Here is a 22,379-nt window from a genome sequence, read left to right as displayed (position 1 = left end):
AGGATCTTGTGAGCCGTCTCCCCAAACTCCACGTCGCCGTGCTGATGGGCGGCTGGGCGAGCGAGCGCCCGGTCTCGCTGATGAGCGGAGAAGGCGTGGCCGAGGCGCTGATCGAGCGCGGCCACCGCGTCACGCGCATCGACATGGACCGCCAGGTCGCGGCGCGGCTTGCCGATGCCGATCCCGACGTCGTGTTCAACGCGCTGCATGGCGTTCCCGGCGAGGACGGCACCGTACAGGGCATGATGGACCTGATGGGCGTGCCCTATACCCACTCGGGCCTCGCCACTTCGGTCATCGCGATCGACAAGGAGCTCACCAAGCACGCGCTGGTGCCGCATGGCATCCCGATGCCCGGCGGGCGCATCGTGCGGAGCGAGGACCTGTACCAGGGCGATCCGCTGCCGCGGCCTTACGTGCTGAAACCGGTAAACGAGGGATCGTCGGTCGGCGTGGCGATCGTCACCGAAGGGGGCAACTACGGCAATCCCATCAACCGGGACAGCAAAGGACCCTGGCAGGAGTTCCCCAGCCTGCTGGCCGAACCGTACATCCGTGGGCGCGAGCTGACCACGGCGGTACTGGGCGAACGTGCGCTGATGGTGACCGAACTCGTGCCCAAGAGCGGGTTCTACGACTTCGACGCGAAGTATACCGACGGGATGACGCAGCACGTCTGCCCAGCGGAAATCCCCGAGAACATCGCCCGCCTGTGCCTCGACTATGCGCTGCGCGCCCACCGCCTGCTCGGGTGCCGCGGCACGAGCCGCTCCGATTTCCGCTGGGACGACGAGCTGGGCGAGGAAGGGCTGTTCCTGCTCGAGACCAACACCCAGCCGGGCATGACCCCGCTGAGCCTGGTGCCCGAACAGGCGCGCTACTGCGGTATCGAATATGGCGAGCTGGTCGAGATCATCATCGAGGACGCGCTGCGCCACTTCGGCAGGCTGCCGGAGGGGCAGGGCTGATGGCCCAGACGATCCGCCGCAAGCCCACCGGCGTGCGCCGCCAGGCCCGGGCCCAGGGAACGCAGCAGCAGGTCCGCAAGGCGCGGGCGAAGACCAACTCGGCGGTCGACGCCCTGATGCGCGTGCTGCCGTTCACCGAGGAGCAGCTGCACCGCTTCTTCCTGATCGTGATCCTCGGCGCGGCGGCGGTGCTGGCATGGCTGGTCGCCAGCCTGGCCGGGCTGACAGCGCTGATCGATCACAAGATCGCGGTGGTCGCTGCCGATGCCGGCTTCGAGGTCAACCGGGTCGAAGTGCGCGGGGTCGAGCGGCTGAACGAGCTCAAGGTCTATGAGCGCGTGCTGGGCGAGCGGGACCGGGCGATGCCGCAAGTGGACCTCCACGCCCTGCGGGATTCGGTCATGGAGCTGAGCTGGGTCGAGGATGCCAGGGTGTCGCGCCAGCTGCCGGACCGGGTGGTCATCGACATCGTCGAACGCACGCCGCATGCCGTGCTGCGCAAGCCGGGCAAGCTGGTCCTGATCGACGCCGCGGGCCATGAACTGGAGCCGGTTTCCGCTGCCGAGGCCAAGGGCAAATTGCTGATTTCCGGCCCGGGCGCACAGGCGCAGGTGGGGGCGCTCTCGACGCTCCTCGACGCCGCGCCGGCGCTGCGCCCGCAAGTTACCGAAGCCGAATGGATCGGCAACCGGCGCTGGAACCTCACCTTCAAGACGGGCCAGGTGCTCGCGTTGCCGCAGGGCCCCGAAGTGGCGGCGGGCGCGCTGATCAACTTCGCGCGGCTCGACGGCCTGAACCGCCTGCTCGGCGGCAAAGTCGTGGCGTTCGACATGCGCACGCCGGAGCGGATCTACATGCGCTGCCCGGACTGCGCGGGACCGCCGCAGATCGCGGAGGGCACCTGATGGCCAGCCAGCCCCGCATCACGCGCGTATTCGGCGCGGTGAACATCGGCAGCTTCCGCGTTTCCGCGATGATCGCCGGGATGACCGAGAACGGCGAGATGACCGTACTCGGATCGGGCCACCGCGCGGCGCAGGGGATCAAGCGCGGCTATGTCACCGACATGGCCGCGGCCACTTACGCTGTGCGCGACGCGCTGGAGCGGGCCGAAAAGCTCGCCGGAACGAGCGTCACGGACGTATGGATCGGCGCGTCCGGCGCCGGCCTCGCCAGCCGCATCAGCCAGGTCGAGATCGAGATTGGCGGCCGGCGGATCGAGGAAGAGGATATCGAGCAGTTGCTCGCCGCCGCCCGCGATGCGCTCGAGCCCGATGGACGGATGGTGCTCCACGCGCAGCCGGCCTGCTATTTCCTCGACGGCGCGGATGGGGTCGCCAACCCGAAGGGTCTCCATGCCGAACGGCTCGGGGTCGATATCCACACGATGCTGGCAGACGGTGCGCCGATGCGCAACTTGCGGGAAGCTGTTGAGAACGCCCACCTCCATGTGGAAGCCATCGTCGCCTCGCCGCTCGCGACCGGTTATGCCTGCCTCACGGCTGAGGAACGCGATCTCGGCGTTGCGCTGGTGGAATTCGGCGGTGAGGTGACCAACGTCGCCGTGTTCGCCGCCGGCATGCTCGTGGGGCTGACCGCCATCCCCACCGGATCGGCGGACATCACCGACGCCATCGCAAGCACCCTGGGCATCCGCCGTTTCCAGGCGGAGCGCCTCAAGTGCGTCCACGGCTCGGCCATCGCCAGCCCGAACGATCACCGGGAACTGGTCGCCGTCGCCGGGCCGGGAGACGACCGCTCCGGGCCTATCGCCCGCGGCGCGGACGAGCAGAACCGCATCCCCCGTTCGGAGCTCATCTCGATCATCACCGGCGAGCTCGACCGCCTGGTCAGCGACATCGGCCGCGCGCTGGAGACACACGGCTTTTCCGCGGGCTTCGCAGGCGGCAGGTCCGGCTCGCGCAGCCGGCAGGTGGTCTTCACCGGCGGCGGCGCGGAACTGGCGGGCCTTGCTGACTATGCCCAGGCGGCGCTTGGCAAGCCGGTGCGGATCGGCCGCGCGCCGCAGCTGCGCGGGCTGCCCGAAGCCCATGCCGTGCCGGGTTTCGCCACGCTTGCCGGGCTCGTGCTCTACGCGGCGGAAGATCCGGTCGACGTGCGCACGGTGAACACCGGCCAGCAGATCACCGGCCAATTCGGCGCCACGGCGATGGCCCGGCGGCTGTGGCATGCGATGAAGGAGTACTTTTGAGGGCCTCTGACCCTCGGAAGGGCTCCAACCACGTTTGTGGATAAGGCCATTTACCTTTTGCACCCCTGAATCGCTTTGTGGCAGAAGCGATAAGGAACCTATTCAAACTCCTTCTGGAGACATCGGAATGAGCATCAACATCGGCCCGCCCTCGGTGGAAGAGCTGCGTCCTCGCATCACCGTGATCGGTGTCGGCGGAGCCGGCGGCAACGCCATCGCCAACATGATCCAGGCCGAGATCGAAGGCGTCGATTTCATCGTCGCCAATACGGACGCCCAGGCGCTCAACAACGCCATTGCCGAGCACCGCATCCAACTCGGGCCGGAAATTACCCAGGGCCTGGGTGCCGGATCGCGGCCGGAAGTCGGCCGCGCTGCGGCGGAGGAGACCGTCGCAGAGATCGAGCGCGCGCTGGAAGGCGTGAACATGGTCTTCATCGCCGCCGGCATGGGCGGTGGCACCGGAACCGGCGCCGCGCCGGTAATCGCCGAGATCGCGCGCCGCCGGGGCGTGCTGACCGTGGGCGTGGTGACCAAGCCGTTCCTGTTCGAAGGCACGCGCCGCATGCGTTCCGCCGAGGCGGGCATCGACGAGTTGCAGAAGCACGTCGACACGCTGATCGTCATTCCGAACCAGAACCTGTTCCTGGTGGCCAAGGCGGACACGACCTTCAAGGAAGCGTTCCAGCTGGCGGACGAAGTGCTGCAGCAGGGCGTCCGCTCGATCACCGACCTCATGGTCATGCCGGGCCTGATCAACCTCGACTTTGCCGACGTCCGCTCGGTGATGGGCGAGATGGGCAAGGCGATGATGGGCACGGGCGAGGGCGAGGGCGAGAACCGCGCGCTCGAGGCCGCCGAACGCGCTATCGCCAACCCGTTGCTCGATGGCGTGTCGATGCAGGGCGCCAAGGGCGTGATCATCTCGATCATCGGCGGCGAGGACATGAAGCTGCTCGAGATCGACGAAGCGGCGAACCACATCCGCGAACTGGTCGATCCCGAAGCCAACATCATCTGGGGCTCGGCGTTCAATCCGGACCTCGAAGGCAAGATCCGCGTGTCGGTCGTCGCCACGGGCATCGAGCAGAACGCCGAAATGGCGCAGCAGGCGCGCCAGCCGCTCAACCTTTCCGCCGCGCGCGGGCCGAAGAAGCCGGTCCTGCCGCTGCCGACCGAGGACGAGCTGGCCGAAGACGCCGCCGCCGCGGAGGAAGCCGCCGGCCTTTCGATGCAGCCGGACGACTGGGCCGCCGAGGAAGGCGCTAACGACGAGCGCATGCCGGAGCCCTATGTGCCGGACGAGTACGCCGCGGCCGCTGCCGATCTCGATGGCGAAGCCGAGGGCGCCGAGCAGACGCCGCCGGGCGGCTTCGCCTCGCTTGCCGGAACGCGCATCAGCCGCGACCCGGCCGATCCGGACGGATCGGGCGAGTGGGACGGCAACGAAGGCGACGAAGCGCTCGAGCTGACGACGGAAGCCGGCGAGCCGGCGTTCAGGCCGGCACAGCAGCAGGACGAACTCCTGCTCGGAGCCGACCCGCTGGATACGGACGAGCAGGCGCAGCCCGGGCGGCGCCGGCGCATGCTGGGCGGAGCGGCGGAAGCGGCTCAGCCCCAGGCTGCACCGGCGAGGCCCGCGAGCGGCGGCAGCACTCTGTTCGAGCGCATGGCCAATCTCTCGCGAGCGGGATCGGATCCTGCGGATGACGAGGAAGAGGACGATGAAGGCGCCTCGTCGCTGCGCATCCCCCGCTTCCTGGGCCGGCAGAACAACCAGTAACGTGCCATTCGCGCGCGGTTCAGACGCGCCGGGGTAGAGGCCAAGCCATGACACTTCGCAGGAAGCAGCGCTCGGCCGCGGGCTTGGCAGGTGTTGCCGCCTGCGCGGTCATAGCCGTGCTCGCCGGCGGGCTCAGTTCGCCGGCGGCAGCGCAGGGCGCATCACGCGCGGTGGTGCAGTCGATCCCGCCGGCCGATCTCGCCAACCTGAACGGCGCGCTGCGCGATCTGGCGCGCAATCCGAACGACGTGTTCGCGCTGATCCGCGCGGGCCGAGCGGCGATCGGGCTCAACGACACCGAAGCCGCCCTGGGGTACTTCCGTCGCGCCGAAGCAATCGCGCCGGCGGACGGCCGGGTGAAGGCCGGGCTGGCCTCCGTCATGGTGCGCACGGGTGATCCGCTCACGGCCGTGCAGCTGTTCGCGCAGGCGGAGGCGAGCGGCGCGCCGATGGCCGAATACGCCGCCGACCGCGGCTTGGCGCACGATCTGCTGGGCGAGAATGCGCGCGCGCAGCAACTCTACCGCCAGGCACTGGCGCGCGCCAACGATCCCGAAGTCGTGCGCAGGCTGGCGCTGAGCCAGGCGATCATGGGCGACCAGCGCGGGTCCGAAGCGTCCCTGCTGCCGCTGCTCCAGCGCCAGGATCTCGCCGCCTACCGTACGCGCGCTTTCGCTCTTGCGATCCTGGGCAAGAGCGAGGAGGCCGTATCGATCGCGGAAACGATGCTGCCGGACCGTCTGTCGAACCGGATGGCGCCTTATCTGCGCTACATGCCGCGGCTGACACGGGCGCAGCAGGCTGCAGCGGCCCACCTCGGGCGTTTCCCGCGCGCGTCGGAGATCGGCCGCGATAACGCGCAGATCGCCGCTTACGCCGGGGCAGCAGCACCGGCGCAAGCCGCCGCCGGCTCTTCGGATTCCCGCCTGATCCCGACGGGGGAGCCGCTCGGCGCCGCACGTCCCGCAGTGCAGAGCGCCGCCGCGGCGCCGCCTCCGCAGCGACAACCGGTGGTCGTGGCAGCGGCAGTGCCGCAGCGCGTCGCCGCCGCCGCGCCGCCGCCGGTTGAGGCCCAGCCTCAGTTCCAACTCCAGGCCCAGCCTCAGCCTCAGCCTCAGCCTCAGCCTCAGGCGCAGCCGGTGCTTGTGGCGAGCTTGGCTGCCCCGGCGCCGGCGACCGCGCCTTCAGCACCTCCGGTCGAAGAACCGCGCCCGTCGCTGTCCGTCGCCGCTCCGGCGGCAGAGCCGGCCGAGCCGGAAGTCAGCCTCAGCGAGGCGTTCGCGGCGTTCACGCTCGTACCCGACGCCCCGCCCCCTGCCGCACGTGGGGCGGTCGACATAACGGCGATCAAGCCGCCGCGCGAAAAGCCGAAGGTCGAAGAGCCGACGAGCGAGAAGCCGAAGGCGGAAGCGCCCAAGCCGAAGCCCAAGGCGGAACCGCCCAAGCCGCCCGCTCACCCGAGCCGGTTCTGGGTGCAAGTGGCGACCGGGCGCGATCTGGCCGCGCTCGCATTCGATTGGCGGCGGATCAAGCGCACCGCAGGCGATCTGCTGGCGAAGCGCGAGCCATTCACCGCCGATTGGGGTAAGACCAACCGCCTGGTCACGGGCCCCTACGCCAATGCTGCGGAGGCGCAGAAGGCCGTCAGCGCGCTTAAGGAAAAGGGCCTGGACTCCTTCACCTTCACCAGTGCCGCGGGCGAGGAAGTGGTGCCGCTCAAGTAGCCCGCGCCGCTGTGCTCCCCGGCTTCGGACCGTTGTGGAGAACAACTTTTGCACACTTTGTGAACAGGCTTGTCCGGTTTTGCACGGTGGCGTCAGGGCCTGCGATTGATCGTGGCCATGCCGGCAGCGCATTGCTGTGAGCGTTGGAACGGAACTGGAATTTCGATGATGAATATCGGCCGCGAGCCGCCTGCGAATGACGATGCCGCGCCGGTGGAGATGCTCGCGCAGCTCTTCGAAGCGCATGGCTGGCCGTGCGAGTTCGTCAGCGAGGACGAGATCAGCGGCGAGATCCAGGGCAGCTGGACCACTTACCAGATGCGCGGAATCTGGCGCGCGGAAGACCGCGTGCTGCAGCTCCTCTGCTTGCCGGAGATCCGCGTGCCCGACGCCAAGCGCGCCGACGCCTTCGAGCTGCTCGGGCTGATCAACGAGCAGCTTTGGATCGGCCACTTCGACATCTGGTCGCAGGGCGGCGTGCTGCTTTACCGCCACGGGATGATGCTCGGCGACGACGGCCTGCTAGGCCTGTCGATGGCGCAGGCTGCGGTCGAGACGGCGGTTTCGGAATGCGACCGGTTCTACCCTGCCTTCCAATTCGTGCTGTGGGGCGACAAGGCTCCGAAAGACGCGCTGCTAGCCGCAATGGTCGATGCTGCCGGCGAGGCTTGAGAGGTCCCCAACATGGCTGAACGCTTAGAGAAGATTCTCATGATCGGCTGCGGCAATATGGCCGGAGCCATGCTCGACGGGTGGCTCGCCGCCGGCCTCGATCCCGCGCGTTTCACCGTCGTGGAGCCCGGCGCGAAGGCATTGCCGGCGGGGATCGAACGGGACCGCTCGGTCCCGCCGAGCGGCGTTTTCGACGCGATCCTGCTTGGCGTGAAGCCGCAGATGCTGGGCGATGTGGCACCGCAGGTGGCGCCGCTGGCGGGCGAGGGCACGACGCTGCTCTCGCTGCTGGCCGGGGTCGAGCTGGAGACGCTGGCGGCGCGGTTTCCCGCCGCCAGGGGCCACGTGCGGGTCATGCCGAACCTAGCTGTGGCGCTCGGCAAGTCGCCGGTGGCCCTGGCGGAGCGCGGGCTCGACGACGGTGGCCGGGCCGAAGTGCTGGCGCTGATGGAGCCGCTCGGAGCTCCTGAGTGGGTGGGCGAGGCGGAGTTCGACCTTGTCACGGCGCTGACCGGTTCCGGCCCGGCGTTCGTGTTCCGCTTCATCGACGCGCTGGCGGCGGGCGCAGCCGAGCTTGGCCTGCCGCGCGAGCAGGCCGGCCGAATGGCGCTGGCCATGGTTGAAGGGGCCGCGGCGCTCGCCGCAGCCTCCCCTCACAGCCCGGGTGAGCTTGCCGATCGGGTCGCCAGCCCGGGCGGGATGACGCGCGAGGGTCTCGACGTGCTCGATGCCGACAAGGTCCTCGAGCGCTTGCTTACGGAGACCCTCCGTGCCGCGCGCGATCGCGGGGCGGAACTGGCCGCCGCGGCGCGCGGGTAGGGTGCTGCCGCCATTATCGGCATTCTATCCGGTTTTCCTTGAAAAGAGCCGGCGCATTGCCGATATTCGCCCATGAACCGGCCTGACGATGATGGCCGGAAAATGGAGTTAGGACAGAGATGGCAAACTGGAACGATCCCCGTACGACCCGACCCGGGTTGGGCGCGTCTCAGGGCTTCACTGGCGCATCGGTGCCGCGCACCGGCGAGGTTTTCGACGCCGGCCTGCGCAAGCACATGCTGTCGATCTACAACTACATGACCTCCGGCGTCCTGCTGACGGGCATCGTCGCCATGCTGTTCGCGCAGTCCGGCATGGCGGCGGATCTGTTCGTCAACGGCGGCCTGCTCTCGTGGGTGGTGATCCTGGCTCCGCTCGGCTTCGTGCTGGCGATGAGCTTCGGCGCCAACCGCTTCAGCAGGGGCGCGCTGCAGGCGATGTTCTGGGGCTTCGCTATCGCGATGGGCCTGTCGCTTTCGACCGTGTTCCTGGTCTACACCGGCAGCTCGATCGCGGCGACGTTCTTCGCCACCGCGGGCGCCTTCGCCGGCCTCAGCCTGTTCGGCTACACCACCAAGAAGGATCTGTCCGCCATGGGCACCTTCCTGGTCATGGGCGTAATCGGCCTGCTGATCGCCATGGTGGTGAACATGTTCCTGCAGTCCAGCGGCCTGGAGCTGGCGATCAGCTTCCTCGGCGTGCTGATCTTCGCCGGCCTGACCGCCTACGACACGCAGCGACTGAAGCGCGAGTACGCTCACCTGCGCGGCACGGAGTTCGCCGGCAAGGCGATCATCCTCGGCGCGCTCAGCCTCTACCTCGACTTCATCAACATGTTCCTTTTCCTGCTGCGCTTCATGGGCGCCAGCCGCGAATAACCGCGGCGCGGAATCGCTTCGTCGTGCCCGGGGAGCATAACTGCTTCCCGGGCATTTTCTTTGCCGTTCCTGCGGCTTAAGGTGGCCGCTTCATTGCCGGGCAAGGTGGGTGCTTCCATCCTGCCGGGGGACTCCGAGAGGCAGGTTTACCGATGCTTACCGTTCGTCGCATTCCGGTGCGCAGTTTCATGGCTGCAGGCGGCCTGGCCGTGCTTGCCGCTTGCGCCACTCCGCCTCCCCCGCCGCCGCCTCCTCCTCCGCCGCCTCCCGTGGTCGAGGCCGTGCCTTATCGCCCGATCCCGCCGGGCGGGGCATCCTACATAATGGCGATCCCGCCGGTCGGGCCCGACGGCAAGCGCGTGACGGTGAACACCGGCCTGACCGAGGACGAAACGCTGTGGCACCTGCGTTCGGCATGGAACGTGGCGGCGCTCAACTGCATGGATCCGATCCACGCCCCGATCCTCGAGGGCTATGGGACGTTCCTGAAGCAGCAGTCGCGCAAGCTGGCTGCCGCCAACACCGCGATCGACAAGGCATACCGGCAGGAGCACGGATCCCGGTCAGACGCGCTTAAGGCGCGCGAAGCGGAGATGACCCAGGTCTACAACTACTTCGCACTGCCGCCGACCCTGGGCAGCTTCTGCAACGCGGCCCTGCAGCTCGCCAACGAGTACATGCTGACCCCGCCGGAAGACCTGAACCTGTTCGCGGTCACCGGCATCCAGCGCTTCGAGGCGGTATTCGATCAGTTCTTCCGCGAGTACGAGCAGTACCGCATCGACTCCGCGGCCTGGGATGCGAAGTACGGCCAACAGTACGGCGCGTCGCAGCCCGGCTACGTCGCCGTGCACATGACGCCGCCTCCGGCCGATCCCAACCTCGCCAGCACGGGAGCGGTGCAAGTCGTCGGGGAAGTGGTGGACGAGGCGACCGGGGCACGCATTCCCGTGCTGTCCACGCCGGCCACCGACGTAGCGACACCCGTGGTGCAGCCGGTGGCGACTCCTGTCGTGCCGCCGGTGGCGGAGGGCGCGCAGTAGGCCTTGCGCCACTCGGGCCCCTGCGTCGCCGGCCACATTTGATCTTCCAACCGCGCGGGCTTTTCGCTAGGAGGCGCGCTCTTCGCCGGGCGTGTTCCGTGCGATGAAAACTGGACGGGGCCGTAGCTCAGTTGGGAGAGCGCGTCGTTCGCAATGACGAGGTCAGGGGTTCGATTCCCCTCGGCTCCACCAGTTTGGACCAGGGAAACAGCCGTCGACGCGACGGTTTCCCGCCGATTTTCGCGCAACAGCGAAGGCCAGGGTAGCAGCGGGCGCTGCGCTCGACTGGCGCTTTCTTCTCCCGCCGCCTATCTGGATCGCCATGCATTTCCTTGACCAAGCCAAGATCTATCTCCGCTCCGGCTCCGGCGGCCCCGGCGCGGTCAGCTTCCGGCGCGAGAAATACATCGAGTACGGCGGGCCCGATGGGGGCAACGGCGGGCGCGGGGGCGACATCGTGTTCGTCGCGGTGCCCGGCCTCAACACGCTGATCGACTTCCGCTACACGCAGCACTTCAAGGCCAAGCGCGGCGGCCACGGCATGGGCCAGAACCGCACCGGCAAGAGCGCCGACGACCTGGTGATCGAAGTCCCCGTCGGCACGCAGATCCTGGACGAGGACCGCGAGACGGTGATCGCCGATCTGGTGGAAGTGGGCCAGCGGGTCACGCTGCTGGAAGGCGGCATGGGCGGGCGCGGCAACGCCAGCTACAAGACGGCCACCAACCGTGCCCCCCGCCAGCACCAGCCGGGCGAAGCCGGGCAGGAGTTGTGGGTCTGGCTCCGGCTGAAGCTGCTGGCCGATGCCGGGCTCGTGGGCCTGCCAAACGCCGGCAAATCGACGTTCATCAACCAGGTCTCCAACGCCCAGGCGAAAGTCGGCGACTATGCCTTCACCACGCTGGTGCCCAAGCTGGGAGTGGTGCGCCACAAGGGCCGCGAGTTCGTGCTGGCCGACATTCCCGGGCTGATCGAAGGCGCGGCGGAAGGCGCCGGGATCGGCGACCGCTTCCTGGGCCACATCGAACGCTGCCGGGTGCTGATCCACCTGGTCGACATCACCGGTGCGGATCCCGCGGCGGCGATGCGGGTCGTGGAAGGCGAGCTCGAGGCTTATGGCGAGGCGCTGGACGACAAGCCGCGGCTCGTCGCGCTCAACAAGATCGACATGGCCGATGCCGAGCTGATCGCCGGGTTCGCTGCGGAGCTGAAAGAGGCGGGCGCCGACGAGGTATTTCCGATCTCCGGAGCCACCGGCGCGGGCGTCGAAGCCCTGCTCGATGCGGTGCTGAGCTACCTTCCGCAGCGGACCGCGACCGAACAGCCGCGCCAGGACCCTGACGACGAGGACGAGATCGGGGACTGGTCGCCTATCTGACTCCGGTCGTCCCGCGCCCGTATTCCCCAACGCCACTCTCTCGGGTAAGCCCCGCCGCCATGCCGATCGACCGCCTTGCAGACCTCGCCGACGCCGCGACCGCGCCCCGCCTGGTGGTGAAGGTGGGCTCCTCGCTGCTCGTCGGCCCGGGCGGCACGGTGCGCGGCGAATGGCTGGACAGCCTCGTGCGCGAACTGGCGCAGGCGCGCGCCCGGGGGCAGGAGGTGATCGTGGTCAGCTCCGGCGCGATCGCGCTTGGCGCGGCGCGGCTCGGGCTGGCGAAAGGCGGGCGCGGAAGCCTCGCCGATGCGCAAGCCGCGGCGGCCGTCGGCCAGATCGCGCTGGCTTCGCTGTGGGCCGAGCGGCTCGCCGCGCACGACATCCCCGCCGCGCAGCTCCTGGTGACGCTGGAGGATCTCGAGGACAGGCGCCGCTACCTCAACGCAGCGGCTACCCTGGCCCGGCTGCTGAAGGCCGGCGCGATACCGGTGATCAACGAGAACGATTCGGTGGCGACAGCGGAAATCCGCTTCGGCGACAACGATCGGCTTGCCGCGCGTGTGGCGCAGGCGGCATCGGCTCATGCCATCGTGCTGCTGTCCGACGTCGACGGGCTCTACGACCGCGATCCCAAGGACCCCGCCGCGCAGAGGCTGGCGAGGGTCGAAGGCGTCACGGACGAGGTCCACGCCATGGCGACGGGCGCAAGCAGCTCCGGCATGGGTTCGGGCGGGATGACCTCCAAGCTGCAGGCGGCCGAGATCGCCGAGCGCGCCGGCATTGCCCTGGCGATCGTCAACGGAACGCACACGGCGCCACTCGCGCGCGGCCTCTCCGGCGAGGGAATCGGCACGCTGTTCCTGCCGCGCCGCCGCGACGGGGCCCGCAAGGCCTGGCTCGGCGGGCGGCAGCGGATGCACGGCGTCCTGGTGGTCGATCCCGGCTGCGCCGCGGCCCTCGGCAGGGGCGGCAGCCTGCTCGCCACCGGGATCACGGCGGTCGAAGGCGATTTCGGCCGCGGCGATCCCGTGGCTGTCCGCGACGGCGACGGCCGCACTTTGGCGCAAGGCCTGGCCGAATACACCGCGGCCGAGATCGAGCGCATCAAGGGCCGCAGGAGCGAGGAAATCGAAGCGCTGCTCGGCTACGCCCCGCGCGCGGCGGTGATCCACCGCGACCAGCTGGTGCTGCTATGACGATAGCCGTGACCGGCGCGACCGGTTTCGTCGGCTGTGCTCTGCTCGAACTGGCTGCCGGCCAGGGGCAGGAGATACGGGCGCTCACGCGCCGCAGGCAGCCGAAGATGCCCGGCGTGGAATGGGTCCCGGGCGATCTCCACGACCGCAAGGCGCTCGTCCGCCTGGTCTCTAAGGCGGAGGCGGTGATCCACGTGGCCGGGGTGGTCAACACGCCGGACCCGACGGGCTTCCATCTCGGCAATATCGAAGGCACGATGGCCGTGGTCGAAGCGGCCGTGGCCGCGCGGGTGCCGCGCTTCGTGTTCGTCTCCTCGCTGGCGGCGCGGGAGCCGCAGCTGTCGGAGTACGGCGCGTCCAAGCGCCATGCCGAGAAGCTGGTCTCCGCCAGCGGCCTCGACTGGACCATCGTTCGCCCGCCGGCGATCTATGGCCCGCGCGACCGTGAGATGCTCGAGCTGTTCAAGCTGGCCAAGTGGGGTGTCGTGCCGATGCCGCCGCAAGGGCGCGCGTCGCTGATCCATGTGGAGGATCTCGCCCGGCTGCTGCTTGCGCTAGTACCATCCCGCGAGGACGTGACACGGCAGGTGTTCGAGCCCGACGACGGCAAGCATGACGGTTGGAGCCATCGCGAACTCGCCAAGGCGATCGGCTGGGCGCTGGGCCGTCGCCCGTGGGTACCGCACTTGTCCAAGCCGATGCTCGAACGGGTGGCGCGGCTCGACAAGGCGCTGCGCGGAGACAAGGCCAAGCTCACGCCGGATCGCGTCGGCTACATGACCCACCCCGACTGGGTCTGCACCCCGCGGATGCGGCCGCCGACCGGGTTATGGATGCCGGAGGTGGCGACCCTAGATGGGCTCCGCTCGACGGCGAAGTGGTACCGCGAGAAGGGCTGGCTTTAGGTCAACCCCTCCTCTTCAGAGGAGGGGCAGCGAGACTTGGTGAGCCGGGGGCGAACCTAGTCGCAGCGGGGCGGTGCTGGGGCGTGAGCAACGTTTCGCGCCTCCACCAGCCCCAACCCCCTCCTCTAAAGAGGAGGGGAATCTGGCTAAAACGCCGGTTCGAAGCCCGGGGGAAGCTCGTCTTCCTTGGTGTCGGTCTGGCCGGGCACATGGATGCCGCACTCGGTCTTGTCCCAGCCGCGCCAGCGGCCCGCGCGCGGGTCTTCGCCGGGAGCGACGGGGGACGTGCACGGCTGGCAGCCGACCGAGAGGAAGGCTTGGGACTCCAGCGGGTGTCGCGGGAGGTCGTGCTGCTGGAAATAGGCTTCCAGGTCGTCCTTGGTCCAGTCGCCCAGCGGGTTGATCTTGAGCCGGCCGTCTTCGATTTCGAAGCGCGGCAGGTTCTGCCGGGTGACCGACTGGAACGCCTTGCGGCCGGAAATCCAGGCGTCGAGGCCCTGCTTGGCGCGCTTGAGCGGCTCCACCTTGCGGATTTCGCAGCACCCGTCGGGGTCCCACGACCAGCGGAGGCCGTTCTCGTCCTTCGCGGCCAGCACGGCCGCGTCCGGCTGCACGACCGAGGAATTGGTCAGGCCGAGCCGCGAAACCAGCGTGTCGCGGTAATCGAGCGTTTCCTGGAACATCTTCAGCGTGTCGACGAAGATCACCGGCACCGTCGGGTCGGCCTGGGCGACGAGATGCAGCAGCACCGCGCTTTCGGTGCCGAACGAGGAGACGACCGCAACGCGGCCGAGCGAGCCCTCGGCAAACAGCTCGCGCAGCATCGTGCCGACTTCGACCCCAGCGAAGCGGGCGTTGAGCGCGTCCGCGTCGGCCTGGGTGAAGCTCGGGCCCGTGTCTATGACGTCTATCGGACGGCTAGCCATTGGCCAGGTCCGGGTGGCGCAGCTTCCAGATCGGCACCGCGTCGTCGGCGGCCGGCTGGTAGACGTAAGGGTAGCGGCTCATTGCGGCGTTCACGTCTTCGCGGTTGAACGGCACGTTCGGGGCGAAGCTGTCGAAGCCGCAGCGGCGCATGAAGTAGATCAGGTCCACCAGCACGTCGCCGGTGGCCTTGATCTCGCCGGTGTAGCCCATCTCGCGCAGGACTCGGGCGCTGGAGAAGCCGCGGCCGTCGCGGAAGCGGGGGAAATCCACTTCCACCAGGCGAAGGCGGTCGAGCACCGGGCCGAGCCGGCGCACGTCGTCGCCCGCTTCGAGGCGCACGGAACCGGCGTTCGACTGGTCGAGGAACGCATCGAGCGTCACCGCGGGTTCGTCGGGAGCTGGATCGTCGCGGAAGCGCAGCCAGTCCCTTTCGCCGCCAGGTGCCGGCTCGAGAGTTCCGGGACCGCCGCCTGGGCCGCCCGCAACGGGGTTACGATCAACCATAGATCGCCTCCTTGAACTGATCCATGCCGACACGGCGGTAAGTATCGATGAACCGCTCGCCCGGCTCGCGGATCGCGCGGTAGCGTTCGACGGTGCGTTCGATCGCGTCGACAATCCCGTTTTCGTCGAAGCCGGGGCCGGTGATCTTGGCCTGCGACGTCTCCTCGTCACCCGATCCGCCGAGCAGGAGCTGGTAGCTCTCGCTGCCCTTCTTATCGACACCGAGGATGCCGATGTTGCCGGCGTGGTGGTGCCCGCAGGCGTTGATGCAGCCGGAGATCTTGATCTTCAGCTCACCGAGGTCCTGCTGGCGCTGGCGGTCGGCGAAACGCTCGGCGATCTTCTGGGCCAGCGGGATCGAACGGGCATTGGCGAGGCTGCAGTAGTCGAGCCCAGGGCAGGCGATGATGTCGGTCACGAGGTCGAGGTTGACGTCGGCCAGCCCCGCTTCGGTCAGCGCCTGCCACACCGCGTAGAGATCCTGCTTGCGGACATGCGGCAGGACGAGGTTCTGCGCATGGGTCGCGCGGATCTCGTCGAAGCTGTAGCGCTCGGCCAGGTCGGCGACGAGGTCCATCTGGTCGGCCGAGATGTCGCCGGGGATGCCGCCGATCGGCTTCAGGCTGATGTTGGCGATCGCATAGCCCGGCGCCTTGTGGGCGACGGTCTGGCGGTCGACCCACAGCGCGAACTCGGGGTCGGAGCGGTCGATCTCGTCGCTCAGGCCCTGCTCGAACGGAGGCGGGGCGAAGTAGGCGGCGATGCGGTCGTACTCGGCCTGCGGGAAGTCTGTCGCCAGCGTCAGGAAGTGCTGGAACTCCTCCTCCACCTGGCGGGCGAACTCCTCCTCGCCCAGCTCGTGGACGAGGATCTTCATCCGCTGCTTGTGGATGTTGTCGCGCCGCGCGTTGCGGTTCCACACGCGCAGGACCGCCTGCAGGTAGCTGAAGATCTGGTCCGTCGGCAGGAAGTCGCGGATCTTGAAGGCGATGAACGGGGTGCGCCCCATGCCGCCGCCGGCATAGACCTCAAAGCCGATCTCGCCGGCGTCGTTCTTGACGATGCGCAGCGCGAAGTCGTGCCAGCGAAGGGCCGCGCGGTCGACCTTCGATGCGATCACCGCGATCTTGAACTTGCGCGGCAGGTAGCTGAATTCCGGCATGAACGTGGTCATCTGCCGGATCATCTCGCACCAGGGGCGGGGATCGATGATCTCGTCGGCCGCGGCGCCGGCATACTGGTCGGCAGAGATGTTGCGGACGGATTCGCCGCTCGTCTGGATGGCGTGCATCTCCACCGTGGCGAGCTCGCCCAGCAGGTCGGCCGCCTCTTCCAGCTTGATCCAGTTGTACTGGATGTTCTGCCGGGTGGTGAAGTGCCCGTAGCCGCGGTCGTACGTGCGGGCGATGTGCGCCAGCTTGCGCATCTGCCGCGAATCGAACGTGCCATAAGGGATCGCCACCCGCAGCATGTAGGCATGGAGCTGCAGGTAGAGACCGTTCTTCAAGCGCAGCGGCTTGAACTGGTCGTCGGTCAGATGGCCTTCGATGCGGCGGCGCGCCTGGTCGCGGAACTCTTCCACGCGCGCGTCGACCATGGCCTGGTCGTATTTGTCGTAGCGGTACATCAGATCACCCAGTTTCCGGCCTCGGGATCGGCCGGCTTGAGAGTAAGGTCGGGGCGGACGGTGGGGCCGTAGGCGCGGACGCGGTCCTTGATATGGGCCGGGCGCACGCCGTCGGCGGTCTTCTCGCCATCGATCGCGTAAGGATTGTTTACCCGGCAGGCCGCTTCCTCGCGGGCCATGATGCCGTCGGCGGCATCGCCCACGTCGACCGCGTCGTCGACGTAGATCGACCAGCCCTGGCCGTCCCACCAGACGACCGAGCCGGTCTTGAGATCGTTGCCGGTTAGTATCTTCATGCCGAAATCTCCGAGGCAATCCGCGCCAGCGCCGCGTCCTCGCGGGCGGTCACTTCGCCGATGATGATAAGTGCCGGGCTCTTCACCCGCTCCCGCTCCACGAGATCGGGCAGGCCCGCAAGTGAAGCGCGCAGCACGCGCATCTGCGGGCGCGCGCCGTTCTCGATCACCGCCACCGGCATGTCCGGGGCGAGGCCGTCGGCCATCAGCTTCTCGGCGATCTGCGGCGCGGTCTTCACGCCCATGTAGATCACCAGCGTGCGACCCTTGCCGGCAAGGCCGGCCCAGTCCTGCTCCGCCAGGCCCTTGCACTGGCCGGCGACGAAGCTGACGATGCTGGCCGCATCCCGGTGAGTCAGCGGGATCTGCGCCGCGGCGGCCGCGCCGTTGGCGGCGCTGATGCCGGGGACCACTTCGACCGGAACGCCGGCTGCGCGGCAGGCTTCCGCCTCTTCGCCCCCGCGGCCGAACACGAACGGATCGCCGCCCTTCAGGCGAACGACATCGCGCCCGGCGAGCGCTTCGCGCACGAGCAGCGCGTTGATTTCGGACTGGGGAAGGGTGTGGCGCGCACGGCTCTTCGCGACGGAGATCAGCTCTGCATCGGGGTGGGCCAGGGCCAGGACCGCGGGATCGACCAGCCCGTCATGCACGATCAAACGGGCGCGCTCGAGCAGGCGCGCGGCACGCAGAGTCAGCAGGTCCGGGTCGCCCGGTCCTGCGCCGACGAGAAAAACGGTGCCATGATGTGCCATGGCGCAGAAATGGCCACTGGGGCGGCAAGCCGCCAGCGAGAATGGGTATCGTGGTGGCTAGGTCAGCTTTAGGAGCTGGCTGCCCCGGCGTGAGCGAAGCTGGTGCGTTGTTGCGGGCGGCGAGCCCTCACCCAACTTCGGCTAGGCGGCAAGCCGCCAAGCCTTCGTATCCCTCTCCCACCAGTGGGAGAGGAAGTTGAAGCGCTGCATGCCCGGTAAACTCCTTCTCCCACTGGTGGGAGAAGGATAGCGGAGCTTGCCCGCGAAGCGGGCTAGCGGAGCTTGGATGAGGGCATTACGTCATTCGCCCCGCGCCATCCGCTGCGAGATCGCCGCGACAAGCTGCCGGAATTGTTCGTTGTCTCGGAAGTTGAGGTCACGCTGCGGGAAGGGGATCTCGATGCCGTTCTCCTGAAACAGCTTCCACAGCCGCTTGAGCACGTCGGAGCGGACGTTGCCGACGCCTTCCTCCGGGTCGACGATCCAGCACTGGATCACGAAGTTCACCGAACTGTCGCCGTAGGCGTCGAGCCAGACCGTCGGGGGCGGGGAGTCGAGCACGCGGGGCGTGGCTTTCGCCGCTTCGAGCATCAGCTGCTCCGCATGCTCGATGTCGCAGGTATAGGAGACGCCGACCGGCACCTGGATGCGGACGGTCTTGGTCGAATAGGACCAGTTCTCGACTTGGTTGATCATCAGCTGCTCGTTCGGGATCAGGTATTCGCGTTGGTCGCGGGTCACGACCGAGACCGCGCGGATGCCGATCTTGCGGATCTGGCCGAACGTCGAACTGCCCGCTTGGTCGGTGATCGCGATCACGTCGCCCGGCTTGATCGAACGGTCCATCAGCAGGATGATCCCCGAAATCAGGTTGCCGAAGGTCTTCTGCAGGCCGAAGCCGATGGCGAGGCCGAGGGCGCCGGAGAAGACCGCCAGCGCGGTAAGGTCGATCCCGAGGATGTCGATGCCGACGAGGATCGACACCGTCCAGATCATGATCGAGAGCAGCTTCTGGCTCAGCAGCCTCTGCGACGGGTCGAGGCCGGTCAGGCGCGTGAGCACGCTGTGCGCGAAGGCGGTGAGCAGGCGCGTGACCACGTAGATGCCGATCAGCACCATGATCATGAGCAGCACGGTCCACAGCGAGAAGCGCGTGTCCGCCACGGTGAAACCGAACGCATCGAGCTTCTCGATGACCTTGGCGACGGTCATGCTCTGTTCGGCCACGGCGTCCTTGATGGCGTCGGCGCCCTCGATCGCGCCGCCGTCCTCCGCCTGTTGCGCCTGCGCATCGCCCACTTGCCGAGCGGCACCGGTTCTAGCTGCGATCATTCGTCCCCCATTGCCGCAAGGCCGCGCTCGAGATCGGCGATCAGGTCCTGCGGATCCTCGAGCCCGATCGACAGCCTCACGCCCAGGCGGTCGGCGCTGTCCCATCCTTGCGGCGGCCAGGCCGTCGCGCTGCGCACGCGGGCGGGATCGAACGGGATCACCAGGCTCTCGTAGCCGCCCCAGCTGTAGCCGATGCCGAACAGCTCGAGCGCGTCGATCAGGCGCGCGCGGGCGGCGACGCTCCGACCCTTTAGGACGAAGCTGAACAGGCCGCAGCCGCCGGTGAAGTCGCGCTGCCAGAGTTCGTGTCTCGGCGCGCCGGGCAGCATCGGGCACAAGACGTAAGCGATCTCAGACCGTTGCGAGAGAAACTCGGCAACCTCGAGCGCGCTGGAGGTTGACCGTTCCAGCCGCAGCCCGAGCGTCCGCAGGCCGCGCGTTGCAAGGGCCGCATCGTCGGGTGCAGTGACCTGGCCGAGCGACTGCGCTTTGGCACGCAGCCTGCCGTAAAGCTCCTCGCCCGCGGCTACGGAGCCCATCATCAGGTCGGAATGGCCGCCGACATGCTTGGTGAGCGACATGATCGCCGCGTCGCAGCCGTGCCGCAGCGCCTGGAAGCCGAGCGGGCTGGCCCAGGTGTTGTCGAGCAGGCTCAGCGCGCCCTTTTCGCGGGCGATGGCGGCGAACGCGGGGACGTCGCAGACTTCCATCGTCAGGCTGCCGGGGCTCTCCAGCAGGACGGCGGCGGTGCGGTCGCAGAACGCCTGCGCGAAGGCGTCGATGTCGAGCGGATCGAAGAACCGGGTTTCTATGCCGAGCGGCGCGAGCAGGTTCCTGGCCATCGCCCGGCTCGGCTCATAGGCGTTGTCGGTCATCAGCAGCGCGTCGCCGGTTTTCAGCACGCCCAGCAGAGCCCCCGCGATCGCGGCGACACCGCTCGGGTAGAGCAGGGTGCCGTATGCGCCCGGCTCCAGCTCGGTGAGCGCCTCCGCGAGAGCCCACTGCGTCGGAGAACCGCGGCGGCCGTAGTAGAAGTGCCCGTCCGCGTTCGGCCGCCCTTCGGCGAGATCGGTGGAATCGGCGTAGAGATGCGTGCTGGCCCGCCACACCGGGGGATTGACCACTGCCCCGGTCCATTCGTTGCGGCGTCCAGCCTCGACCAGCCGGGTAGCGGTGCGGCGGGGCTTGCCGGGCCGAGTCATCGATCGCTCCGTCGTCCCGGGCTTGACCCGGGACCGCTGGCCTCGACGCGCCAACCGTGCAGGCTCGACCTGGCGGGCAGCGGTCCCGGCGTTCGCCGGGACGACGCGGGAGGGAAAGAGCTCAAAGCGCCGGTCCTGTTTCCTTGGGGGTTGCCGGATCGGCACCCCATTCGCTCCAGCTGCCGTCGTACAGCGCGACGTCGGTCTTGCCGAGCAGGTGAAGCGCGAACAGCAGCACCGCCGCGGTCACGCCCCCGCCACAGGTCGTCACCACCGGGCGATCGAGATCGACGCCGCATGACTCGAAGGCACGCCTCAGGTCCTTCGGGAGGGCGAAAGTTCCGTCATGCGCGAACAGCAGGTTGTAGGGCAGGTTGCGCGAGCCGGGGATGTGACCCGCGGCGATGCCCGGGCGGAAGTCCGGCTCTTCGCCGCTGAAACGCGCGCGGCCGCGCGCGTCGACGACCTGCTCGAACTTGCGCCCCAGATTGGCCAGCATCTCGGCCTTGAGCCGCACCGTTCCGGGACCGGCGGAAGCGGTGAACTGCCCGCACTCGATCGCCGGCTCGCCGCTCTCCAGCGCACGCTGTTCCATGCGCCATTTGCCGAGCCCGCCATCCAGGACCGCCACCGCGCGCACTCCGTGCATCCGGGCGATGAACCAGGCACGGGCGGACGTCTTCACCGCGCTGTCGTCGTAGATCACCAGCCGGTCGCCGTCGTTGACGCCGAGCGCCTGCATCCGCTCGGCGAACTGCGCCGCGGTCGGTACGGCGGAAGGAACCGGGCTTTCGGGATCGATCAGCGTGGCGAGATCGAGGAATCGCGCGCCGGGAATATGCGCCGCAGCGAATTCGCCGCGGGCATCACGCTTGGCGTCCGGCAAGTGGCTGGAGGCATCGAGCACGACGAGGCGGGGCTCCGCCAGGTGCTGCGCCAGCCAGTCGGTGGATACGAGGCTCTCCATAAGCCCCGGCCTACCGCCTAAAAGGCGCGTCCGGCAAGCCCGTCATAGATGCGCGGGCCGAGGTCGAGGCGAACGGGCTGAATCGTGGCCTCGTTGCGCGGGCTGGGCTGGCCGACCACCACGGTGAAGCAGCGCGGTTCCTGCCCGCGCGCGGCAACGCGGAAGCGTGCAAGCGGCACGAACAACGCCGCCTTGCCCTGGACGATCGGCCGGACCATGGCCAGCGGCAGCCGCAACTGGCCGGAGACCTCGCCGCTTTCGTCCGGCGCGAGGCCGGCGAGGCGGTGGCGCTCGGCGAGTTCGGTCAGCGGCCCCGCCAGCTGCTCCTCGCGCGAAAGGGCGGCATGAGCGCCGATCAGGTCGGCCGACACGACGAGGTCCTCCAGCGGCTCGGCTCCGCGATTGGTCAGCGTCAGGCGGTAGCTGAGCGTCGCGTTCATCAGCGTGAGGGACAGCTTGCCGGGCTCGATCGAGATGTGCAGCGGGTGCGGTGCGGCCGGGAGCGGTTCGCCGGCGGGTGCCGGCTCGGGGGCTTGCCGCACGGGTGGCAGCGGCGCGGGCGAGGGTGCGGGTTCGGGCTCCGCCGCGGCTTGGGGGCGGGCGGGAACGCGCGGCCGCTCGATCTCCGGGACCGCAACCGGCCCCGTCGGCCCGACCCGGCGGCGTACCCACAGGAAGGCGGCGAGAGCCCCGACCAGCAGGAGCAGCCCGGCTACCCATGGCCAGGAGCTGCCTTCGTCGCCCTCATCCGCGCTTACCGCAGCGGGAGCGGGCGGGGCGGCGGGAACGGTCTGCGGAAGCGGCAGCGGTGCCGGCGTTGCCTCGCCCGTGGGTTCGGCTTCGGGCGCTGCAATCGGTGCAGACGGGGTTGGCGTCGCCGCGGGCGCCGGCCGCGTGGCAGTGCTGCGAGGTGCCGGTGTCGGTGTCGGGCTCGGGTCCGGCAGCACTGGGACGGTGATGGTAGGCGTCGGAGCCGGCGTGGGACTCGGCGTCGGCGTCGCCACGCGCGGCGGGGGGAGGCTCGGGTCGACCGGCCCTTGCGCGCGCGGAGTCGGGGTAGGCGTCGGCACAGGCAGCCGGAAATCGGACACGGCGGCCCCTGCGGGTACGGCGAACATTGCGGCGATGCCGGCAAGGAGGAAAGCGCGATGTGTCATGTAAGGGCCTGGTCCCGCGCAAGACGGGGAGGGG

At 68.7% G+C, this 22,379-nt stretch carries 21 protein-coding genes and 1 tRNA gene; 13 read left to right on the top strand and 9 right to left on the bottom strand.

The features are described from left to right. Nucleotides 1-8: 8 nt before the first annotated feature. The 13 genes from GRI75_RS08445 (at nucleotide 9) to GRI75_RS08385 (ending at nucleotide 13,578) form a co-directional block, all read left to right on the top strand. Nucleotides 9-968 carry a D-alanine--D-alanine ligase gene (locus tag GRI75_RS08445; protein ID WP_160746524.1) on the top strand — a complete coding sequence of 320 codons (960 nt, stop codon included), beginning with the start codon at nucleotides 9-11 and terminating at the stop codon, nucleotides 966-968. Further along, the gene (locus GRI75_RS08440; RefSeq protein WP_160746523.1) at nucleotides 968-1,873 is read left to right on the top strand and encodes a cell division protein FtsQ/DivIB; all 906 of its coding nucleotides are present in this window, start codon (nucleotides 968-970) and stop codon (nucleotides 1,871-1,873) included. The genes GRI75_RS08445 and GRI75_RS08440 overlap by 1 nt, the downstream gene beginning before the upstream one ends. After that, nucleotides 1,873-3,180, top strand: a complete 1,308-nt coding sequence (ftsA, locus tag GRI75_RS08435; protein ID WP_160746522.1) for a cell division protein FtsA — start codon at nucleotides 1,873-1,875, stop codon at nucleotides 3,178-3,180. Before GRI75_RS08440 ends, ftsA begins: the two co-directional genes overlap by 1 nt. 127 nt (nucleotides 3,181-3,307) lie before the next feature. Beyond that, entirely contained in the window at nucleotides 3,308-4,963 is a 1,656-nt protein-coding gene (gene ftsZ, locus GRI75_RS08430; protein ID WP_160746521.1) for a cell division protein FtsZ, read from the top strand. A gap of 83 nt (nucleotides 4,964-5,046) precedes the next feature. Beyond that, the gene (locus GRI75_RS08425; RefSeq protein WP_235911422.1) at nucleotides 5,047-6,687 is read left to right on the top strand and encodes an SPOR domain-containing protein; all 1,641 of its coding nucleotides are present in this window, start codon (nucleotides 5,047-5,049) and stop codon (nucleotides 6,685-6,687) included. A gap of 165 nt (nucleotides 6,688-6,852) precedes the next feature. Continuing rightward, the gene (locus tag GRI75_RS08420; protein ID WP_235911421.1) at nucleotides 6,853-7,359 is read left to right on the top strand and encodes a type III secretion system chaperone family protein; all 507 of its coding nucleotides are present in this window, start codon (nucleotides 6,853-6,855) and stop codon (nucleotides 7,357-7,359) included. 12 nt (nucleotides 7,360-7,371) lie between these two features. Beyond that, nucleotides 7,372-8,178 (top strand): pyrroline-5-carboxylate reductase, encoded by an 807-nt coding sequence (gene proC, locus GRI75_RS08415; RefSeq protein WP_160746519.1) that lies wholly within the window; start codon nucleotides 7,372-7,374, stop codon nucleotides 8,176-8,178. A 119-nt stretch (nucleotides 8,179-8,297) separates the two neighbouring features. Continuing rightward, nucleotides 8,298-9,056, top strand: a complete 759-nt coding sequence (locus tag GRI75_RS08410; protein WP_160746518.1) for a Bax inhibitor-1/YccA family protein — start codon at nucleotides 8,298-8,300, stop codon at nucleotides 9,054-9,056. Nucleotides 9,057-9,208: 152 nt separating this feature from the next. After that, nucleotides 9,209-10,099: a hypothetical protein gene (locus GRI75_RS08405; RefSeq protein WP_160746517.1), complete on the top strand. Its 891-nt coding sequence runs from the start codon at nucleotides 9,209-9,211 to the stop codon at nucleotides 10,097-10,099. A 116-nt stretch (nucleotides 10,100-10,215) separates the two neighbouring features. Then, nucleotides 10,216-10,291, top strand: a tRNA-Ala gene (locus GRI75_RS08400). 130 nt (nucleotides 10,292-10,421) lie between these two features. After that, on the top strand, nucleotides 10,422-11,477 hold the full coding sequence (gene obgE, locus GRI75_RS08395) for a GTPase ObgE (protein WP_160746516.1): 1,056 nt from the start codon (nucleotides 10,422-10,424) through the stop codon (nucleotides 11,475-11,477). Nucleotides 11,478-11,536: 59 nt separating this feature from the next. Continuing rightward, nucleotides 11,537-12,673 (top strand): glutamate 5-kinase, encoded by a 1,137-nt coding sequence (gene proB / locus GRI75_RS08390; RefSeq protein ID WP_160746515.1) that lies wholly within the window; start codon nucleotides 11,537-11,539, stop codon nucleotides 12,671-12,673. Next, complete coding sequence (locus GRI75_RS08385) at nucleotides 12,670-13,578, top strand: NAD-dependent epimerase/dehydratase family protein (protein WP_160746514.1); 909 nt, start codon at nucleotides 12,670-12,672, stop codon at nucleotides 13,576-13,578. The genes proB and GRI75_RS08385 overlap by 4 nt, the downstream gene beginning before the upstream one ends. 146 nt (nucleotides 13,579-13,724) lie before the next feature. Here GRI75_RS08385 and GRI75_RS08380 read toward each other — a convergent pair whose 3' ends face one another. The 9 genes from GRI75_RS08380 to GRI75_RS14435 all read right to left on the bottom strand — a co-directional run bounded on the left by GRI75_RS08380 (nucleotide 13,725) and on the right by GRI75_RS14435 (nucleotide 22,345). Further along, nucleotides 13,725-14,504: a phosphoadenylyl-sulfate reductase gene (locus tag GRI75_RS08380; RefSeq protein ID WP_160746513.1), complete on the bottom strand. Its 780-nt coding sequence runs from the start codon at nucleotides 14,502-14,504 to the stop codon at nucleotides 13,725-13,727. Next, nucleotides 14,497-15,009, bottom strand: a complete 513-nt coding sequence (locus GRI75_RS08375) for a DUF934 domain-containing protein (RefSeq protein ID WP_160746512.1) — start codon at nucleotides 15,007-15,009, stop codon at nucleotides 14,497-14,499. Before GRI75_RS08375 ends, GRI75_RS08380 begins: the two co-directional genes overlap by 8 nt. Next, nucleotides 15,002-16,636 (bottom strand): nitrite/sulfite reductase, encoded by a 1,635-nt coding sequence (locus tag GRI75_RS08370; RefSeq protein ID WP_160746511.1) that lies wholly within the window; start codon nucleotides 16,634-16,636, stop codon nucleotides 15,002-15,004. The genes GRI75_RS08375 and GRI75_RS08370 overlap by 8 nt, the downstream gene beginning before the upstream one ends. Further along, entirely contained in the window at nucleotides 16,636-16,932 is a 297-nt protein-coding gene (locus tag GRI75_RS08365) for a DUF2849 domain-containing protein (protein ID WP_160746510.1), read from the bottom strand. The genes GRI75_RS08370 and GRI75_RS08365 overlap by 1 nt, the downstream gene beginning before the upstream one ends. Then, nucleotides 16,929-17,687: a uroporphyrinogen-III C-methyltransferase gene (gene cobA, locus GRI75_RS08360; RefSeq protein WP_160746509.1), complete on the bottom strand. Its 759-nt coding sequence runs from the start codon at nucleotides 17,685-17,687 to the stop codon at nucleotides 16,929-16,931. The genes GRI75_RS08365 and cobA overlap by 4 nt, the downstream gene beginning before the upstream one ends. A gap of 300 nt (nucleotides 17,688-17,987) precedes the next feature. Beyond that, a complete protein-coding gene (locus GRI75_RS08355) occupies nucleotides 17,988-19,019 on the bottom strand; it encodes a mechanosensitive ion channel family protein (protein WP_160746508.1) in 1,032 nt (343 codons plus the stop codon). Beyond that, complete coding sequence (metC, locus tag GRI75_RS08350; protein ID WP_160746507.1) at nucleotides 19,016-20,221, bottom strand: cystathionine beta-lyase; 1,206 nt, start codon at nucleotides 20,219-20,221, stop codon at nucleotides 19,016-19,018. The genes GRI75_RS08355 and metC overlap by 4 nt, the downstream gene beginning before the upstream one ends. 121 nt (nucleotides 20,222-20,342) lie before the next feature. Then, nucleotides 20,343-21,188 (bottom strand): 3-mercaptopyruvate sulfurtransferase, encoded by an 846-nt coding sequence (sseA, locus tag GRI75_RS08345; protein WP_160746506.1) that lies wholly within the window; start codon nucleotides 21,186-21,188, stop codon nucleotides 20,343-20,345. Between the two features lie 17 nt (nucleotides 21,189-21,205). Then, nucleotides 21,206-22,345, bottom strand: a complete 1,140-nt coding sequence (locus GRI75_RS14435; RefSeq protein ID WP_202389663.1) for a hypothetical protein — start codon at nucleotides 22,343-22,345, stop codon at nucleotides 21,206-21,208. Nucleotides 22,346-22,379 lie beyond the last annotated feature (34 nt).

It is taken from the genome of Croceibacterium soli (assembly GCF_009828065.1).
Taxonomy (GTDB): Bacteria; Pseudomonadota; Alphaproteobacteria; order Sphingomonadales; family Sphingomonadaceae; genus Croceibacterium_B; species Croceibacterium_B soli.
Note: the sequence above shows the minus strand (reverse complement) of the source record. Positions and strands in the feature narration are given on the sequence as shown.